The organism is Pseudofrankia sp. EUN1h, from assembly GCF_001854645.1.
GTDB classification, from domain to species: Bacteria; Actinomycetota; Actinomycetes; order Frankiales; family Frankiaceae; genus Pseudofrankia; species Pseudofrankia saprophytica.
This window is the reverse complement of sequence record NZ_MBLN01000068.1, coordinates 23,292-29,410: the sequence shown is the minus strand read 5'-3', so window position 1 is coordinate 29,410 and position 6,119 is coordinate 23,292. Positions and strand designations below refer to the sequence as shown.

The 6,119-nt window shown below is 67.6% G+C and carries 4 protein-coding genes and 1 pseudogene; 2 read left to right on the top strand and 3 right to left on the bottom strand.

All coding sequences use genetic code 11. The features are described from left to right. Positions 1-205, top strand: a pseudogene (locus BCD49_RS44605) (hypothetical protein); the annotation flags it as partial. A gap of 609 nt (positions 206-814) precedes the next feature. Here the strand turns inward: BCD49_RS44605 and BCD49_RS27060 are convergent. Then, on the bottom strand, positions 815-1,255 hold the full coding sequence (locus tag BCD49_RS27060) for a VOC family protein (protein ID WP_071042045.1): 441 nt from the start codon (positions 1,253-1,255) through the stop codon (positions 815-817). A 46-nt stretch (positions 1,256-1,301) separates the two neighbouring features. Further along, a complete protein-coding gene (locus BCD49_RS27055) occupies positions 1,302-2,558 on the bottom strand; it encodes an amidohydrolase family protein (protein WP_071042044.1) in 1,257 nt (418 codons plus the stop codon). Between the two features lie 274 nt (positions 2,559-2,832). Here BCD49_RS27055 and BCD49_RS27050 point away from each other — a divergent pair, with 274 nt between their 5' ends. After that, positions 2,833-3,447 (top strand): TetR/AcrR family transcriptional regulator, encoded by a 615-nt coding sequence (locus BCD49_RS27050; protein ID WP_007507769.1) that lies wholly within the window; start codon positions 2,833-2,835, stop codon positions 3,445-3,447. A 72-nt stretch (positions 3,448-3,519) separates the two neighbouring features. On the opposite strand, the gene BCD49_RS27045 is transcribed toward BCD49_RS27050, so the two are convergent. Beyond that, positions 3,520-5,781, bottom strand: coding sequence for a glycoside hydrolase family 3 C-terminal domain-containing protein (locus tag BCD49_RS27045; RefSeq protein WP_071042043.1), 2,262 nt, complete (start codon positions 5,779-5,781; stop codon positions 3,520-3,522). Positions 5,782-6,119: the final 338 nt, after the last annotated feature.

Sequence of the window (6,119 nt, the reverse complement as noted above, 5' to 3'; positions counted from 1 at the left end):
TCAGCAGGAACACGACCGTCGACACCATGCCGTCATGATCCCTGATGCGTCATTTGCCCAGATCGGCGCCTCTGACCGTCCAGTTGCACCCCACAGGCTGATGGTCTTCGCCGGCGTCGTCACCMTCGCCCTGAACATCGCCGATCCTCTCATCCAGGCAACTACGGCAAGGCCGTATTCGACGCCGTCGGCCCCCTCTTCCTGATCGGCTGGGCAGAGGTCGGGCCAAGCCTGCTACGAGACATGAAAGTTATCGAGGACCGCGCGACTGACACAGCGTCGATTCCGCCAGCCACAGAATCGATGCGGTCCTAGGGACCGCCGTGGACCATCCTGCGGCACGGGTGCTGGGAGACACGCCTCGTGTGCCGGCCCGAAGCCGTGCTGTTCGGCCCCTGGACGAGGAACTGCTGGACCTTGCCCGCGCAGCGGACGCCGCGCACTGGGAACAGCACCACCGCTCCATCTCTGCAGAAGTCCTGCGCAAGCGGCTCAAGGTCAGCGCCCGCACCGCACGAGCGCTTGTCGCCGAGGTCCGGACCGAGACACAGCGTCGAGCATCGCTCACCTCGGCCGCATAGCGGCGGTGGGGCCACCCTCGGTGAGATATTGGCCGAAGCCCCGCCCGAYGGGGCTCCCGCAAAATGTTGATCAAGGGGCGAGGTATCGGTCCGGCGCCATTGAGCGTGGCCTGTGCGGAGATCTGGACGAACGAGGCCCGCCGCGCTGGGCGTTAGTTCGAGGTTTTGCCGCCTGGGCTCAGGGCTCAGACGGCAGGACGGAGTCGATCTGTGCTCGGCGGCGTGGCGTCGAGCTATGCGAACAGTTCGGCCACGCGCTGCTGACCGTCGAKGAACTCCTGCAGTTGGATGGGAGTCCCGTCTGGGTCTGCGATGAAGAAGAACGCCGAGACGCGGGTGGTGGTGACAGGACACAGCGGGGTGATGCCCGCCTCGATCAGACTCTGATAGGTCGCCGCGGCGTCGGCGACGGTCAGCGCGATCTTGGGCCGGCCGAGATCCTTCGGGTAGAAGGGATCAATGCTGTGCCAGAGATCCGCGCTGACGTGGGGACTGAACAGCTCGACCATCGTGCCGTTTACCTCTAGCCCGACGCGGGTCCATCCGTCCCGCTCGTCCGTGAACCGGCGGACGAGGCCGAGGATCCTGGTGTAGAAGTCGACCGAGGCGGAGATGTCCGTGACCGTTATCCCCAGGTGTGAGAAGCAGACGATCTTGGCGGGTGTCTGATTCACCGGGTTTTCCTCGCCATTTCGATCCCGGCCTCGGCCGAGGCTCACGCTAGGCCAGCAGCGCCGGAGGCTCCGACGGGATGAAGTCGAAGACCCGCTCGGCGTTTCCRCGAATGATCTTGTGCTGTATGTCGGCGGGCAGGCCGGCGATGCACTCACGGACGCGGTCGAGGGAGTGTGGCCAGTTGGTCGCGGTGTGGGGGAAGTCGGTCTCCACCATGATGTTGTCGGCGCCGATCTCGTCGATGAGCTTCGGCGTAATCGGTTCGTGGATGAAGCAGCCGAAGATGTGCTGCCGGAAGATGTCGCTCGGCAGCGGCCCCTCCTTGGGCTCGGCCGTTCGGTTCAGCGTCTCTGTCCAGTCGGCGAGGGAGAGCACGGAGGGGATCCAGCCGACGCCGTTCTCGGACAGCACGAGCTTGAGGTTCGGGTATCGCTCGAAGTTGTCGCTCTCCAGCCAGTCGTTCAGGCTCGCCGAGCCCATGCGCGCGCCGAGGAGCGAGGTGCTGGTGCCTGGGAGCATTTTTCGCTTCCGGTTCATTTCTTCGGTGCTGACGCCGGCGCGCTTGGCGACCTCGGTGAGGTCGTTGTTCTTGATCGCCTCCCGCATGCGCGTCGTCCAGTCGGCGCTGGAGTCTTCCTCGGCCGGGCTCATGCCGCTGCCGAGGTGCATGCACAGCGACAGGCGCGCGTCGTTCATCACCGAGAAGAGGGGATCCCAGTGCGGGTCGATGACCGGCGGGAAGCCGATCTTGTCGGGTGCCTGGCTGATCGAGAGTGCTCTGGCGCCCTTCGCGATGACCCGCTCCGCCTCGGCCGCGGCGAGGTTGCCGTCCCAGAAGGGCACCAGGCCCAGGCCGATGAACCGGCCGGGGTAGGCGGCCACCCACTCGTCGAGATACCAGTCGTTGTAGGCCTGGATGCACAGGAACGCCAGGTCCTTGTCCTTCGCGCGCTGGAAGAGGCTTCCGGCGAAGCCAGCCATGTTGGGGAAGCACAACGCCGCCAGCTCGCGGTCGGTGTTCATGGCCTCGACGCGGGCCTTGGGGTCGTAGCACGCCGGCGCGACGTCGCTCCAGGACAGCGGAGTGAACATCGGTGGCCGGTTTTCCTTCGGCCAGATGGCCCCACCGGTGCCMATGGCGTCCAGGGCGATTCGCCTGGTGTCCTCGAACAGCCACGACTCCCCGTGCTCGTCGCTGATCCACCGGGGGCCGGTGTCGCGGTACCTGGCGGGTAGCCGATCCGTCCAGACGTTCGGCGGCTCGATCAGATGGTCGTCCACCGAGATGATCCACTCGTCCACCGGCGTCTCTCCAAACCTCGGCGTGAATTGGGGAAGGTCGTCCGTAGGTTACGAGTGAGAACTCACTCGGTCAACCAGGCCTTGTCCGTCCCACTCAGCCGATGCCGACCCGGGCCGTTGACGGCCTGGCAGGCAGGCCGTGCCGGCGCCGGCCTGTCGGGCGCGCTCCCGCCCCAGTCGTGGCGCTGGCGGCGGTCCGCGCTGCGCCCCACCGGGGCGCGCGAGGGTGGGATCATGAACGGCGTGGGTCGTTGGCGGCAGTACACTCACGCGAATGAGTCAGCACTCATACGAATCCGCTGCCTCCGGCAGGCGCAGGGCCAGCCCGAAGACGCCGGAGGACCGGCGTGCCGCCATCATCAAGACAACCATTCCGCTCCTGCGGGAACGAGGCTGGACTCTGACGACCAAGGAGATCGTCGCCGCCGCCGGTGTGTCCGACGGGACGGTCTTCAGCGTCTTCAAGAACAAGGAAGAAATCCTGCTGGCGACTCTTCGGGCCGCGCTCGACCCCGCCCCCGCGCTGGAGCGGTTGTCGCGGATCGACCGGTCGCTTCCCCTGGAGGACAGGCTGACTCAGGCGGCGACGATCCTCACCGGTCTGATGGCGACGCTGTGGGAGTTCGCGGGCACACTGCAGCTTGAGGAGGTCCGAGGTCGGCTTCCCCAGCGCTATTCGGGTGACTTCATCGCGCGGGAGATACTGCCGGCGCTGTTCGAACCGTCCAGAGATGATCTGCGCCTGGATCCCGCGGTCGCCAGTCAGGCGTTCCTGGTCCTGACGATGACTGGATCGAGCCCGCTCTTCTTCCAGCGACCGCTGCAGGCGCCCGAGATTGTCGCGTTGATGCTGCACGGCATCCGCCGGTCGGACTCGGACGACTCCTGACCGATCCGGTCCGCCAGCGGCCGTGATTCTCGGCATGGCTGGACGGCGGCGCCCGTGGTGCCCGGCCCCTGATCACTTGGGCGCCCCGTCGGCGCCGATCGCGGCGAGGATCCGCGCACGCAGGCCCCCGTCACGAGCATCGTCTCCGCTGGCACTGGCGAGGCGCCCGATCGGTATCGACGCGATGTACTTCATCAGATCGACTCCCATGCCAGACCCGTCAGCCCCGTGGCCGCCGAACACCTGCTCGACCAGACGGCGCACCACCGGGCCGGCCGTCGGATGGGCCAGTGCCTCGGCCAGGGTGGACTCGCTGGTCAGGACAGTCGTCACCGAGTCGCCCTCGACCATGACCCGCCCGGCCAGTCTCAGGTCACGGCTCGACGCGCCGACGGCGACCTCATAGTCCCCGGACTCGACCACCCAGCGGTCGACCCGGACGTCCCAGTAGGCAAGGTCGGCCCGGTCGACCCGCGTCTCGACCCTGYGGGACTCCCCAACGTCCAGGTCGACGCAGGCGAAGGCACCCAGCTCGTGAGGGGCGCGGTCCACGCGCGAGACCAGTGGGCCGGCATAGACCTGAAGCACCTCTCGGCCTGCCCTGGCACCGGTGTTCGTGACCGTGACCGAGACCGTGATCCCGTCCGTGGCGGCGGTGAGAACGAGGTCGCTGTAGTCGAACGTCGTGTAAGACAGTCCGTGGCCGAAGGGAAACGTCACGCTCAGGTCCCGCGCGTCGTACCACCGGTATCCGACGTAGTGGCGCTCGCCGTAGAGCACCGTCTGATCGGAACCGGGGAAGTTTAGGAACGCCGGCACATCCGACAGCCGGGCCGGGACCGTCTCGGTCAGCCTTCCTGAGGGATTGACCCGTCCCAGCAGCACGTCGGCGACGGCACCGCCGGCGGCCTGGCCCGTCAACGCCGCGTCGAGCACCGCCGGCGCGCAGGCCACGACCGGAGCCAGGCGGGCCAGGCCGCCGTGCATCAGCACGACGACAGTCCGCGGCTGCGCGGCGCTGACGGCCCGCAGCAGTTCGATCTGGTCGATCGGCAGATCGAGGTCGCCGCGGTCCCCGCCCTCCGCCTCGTGTTCGACGCCCAGCCCGAGGAACACGACGGCAGTGTCGGACCTCGCGGCCTGGCCCGCCGCCTCGGCCCGCAGGGTGCGCGTGTCGCCACCGCCGTCGAGGGCGTATCCGGGGCTGTAGGCGACGTCGGCGCGGGTGAGACGGCATAGCTCGTCGAGCGGAAGGTCGACGCGGGTCGGGTTGACGTGCGAGCTGCCGCCACCCTGAAAACGAGGACGGACGGCGAGTTGCCCGATCACCGCGATCGGCCGGTGGCCGGGCAAGGGCAGCAGATCGCCCTCGTTGCGCAGAAGGACGATGCCGCGTCCGGCCACCTCCCTCGCGAGGCGGTGATGATCGTCGTAGTCAACGACCTCGTCATAGTCGCCACGCGCGCCGGCCGCCTTCGCCTTCCCCGCGAGCTCGGCCACCCGGCCCGCGGCCCGGGCGACCACAGCCGGCGCGAGACGCCCCTCGCGCACCGCCGTGGAGACCCGCGCGTCCGCAGCGCCGCCACTGCCGGGCATTGCCAGGTCGAGACCAGCCTCGAGGGAGGCGATCCGGTCGGTGACCGCTCCCCAGTCACTCACCACCACGCCGTCGAATCCCCACTGGTCACGCAGGACTTCGGTGAGTAGTCCGTGATGCTGCGCGACGGGCGTCCCGTTGAGGCGGTTGTACGAACACATGACCAGCCACGGGTGCGCGGCCCGCACGATCCGCTCGAACGCCCGCAKGTAGATCTCGTGCAGGGTCCGCGGATCGACCTCCGAACTCTGACGCATCCGGTCGTGCTCCGCGTTGTAGGCGGCAAAGTGCTTCAGGGCGCAGCCCACACCCTGGCTCTGCACGCCGCCCACATACGCCGCGCCCAGCATGCCTGTGAGCAGGGGGTCTTCGGAGTAGTACTCGAAGTTACGGCCAGCTCGCGGATCTCGTTTGATGTTGACCCCGGGGCCCAGAAGAACGTCGACCCCAGCTACGCGGGCTTCGCGGCCCAGCGCCCGTCCGACTCGGCCGACCAGGTCGGTGTCCCAGGTCTGCGCCAGTCCTACGGCCGGCGGAAAGCAGGTCGCGGGTCTCGTCGGCCCACCCAGCACATCCGTCTCGGAGGTCGACACACGCAGTCCGTTAGGCCCGTCGACCAGCAACAGCGATGGCACCGGCCCGACCGCCTTGGTCGTCCACATGCCGCCACCGCTGCTCAACGCGATCTGTTCGGCAGTGGTCAGCACGGTGACGGACAACCCTGACTCGCGCGACATGGCTTGCCCGATCTGTCCACGACACCCGACACTACAAGTGAGAACTCACTCGGTCGAGGAGGTGTCATCCACCTGATGGACCCCGCGAAGCCGCATCCCGATGGCGCGGGGGAGGACTGACGTAGACCACGTCGCCCCCTGCCAGCTAGGGGTGCAGCACATCGCTACCCACTGTTACGAGAGGTGCTCGCGGGTAACTTGGCGCCGGAGAGCGTCACGACGATTTCTTAGCTTGGCCATTGGCACTTGCTGTAACACCGCCGGTGCCCACGGTTGCGATGCGACGTTCGCCGGATGAATCCTCTCGCAGTTTCGATCATGGAGTTCCGGCGCTTCTT

Bases quoted from the DNA above. Each gene is read 5' to 3' on its own strand.
- BCD49_RS27050 (WP_007507769.1), top strand. From the start codon at position 2,833: ATGAGTCAGCACTCATACGAATCCGCTGCCTCCGGCAGGCGCAGGGCC.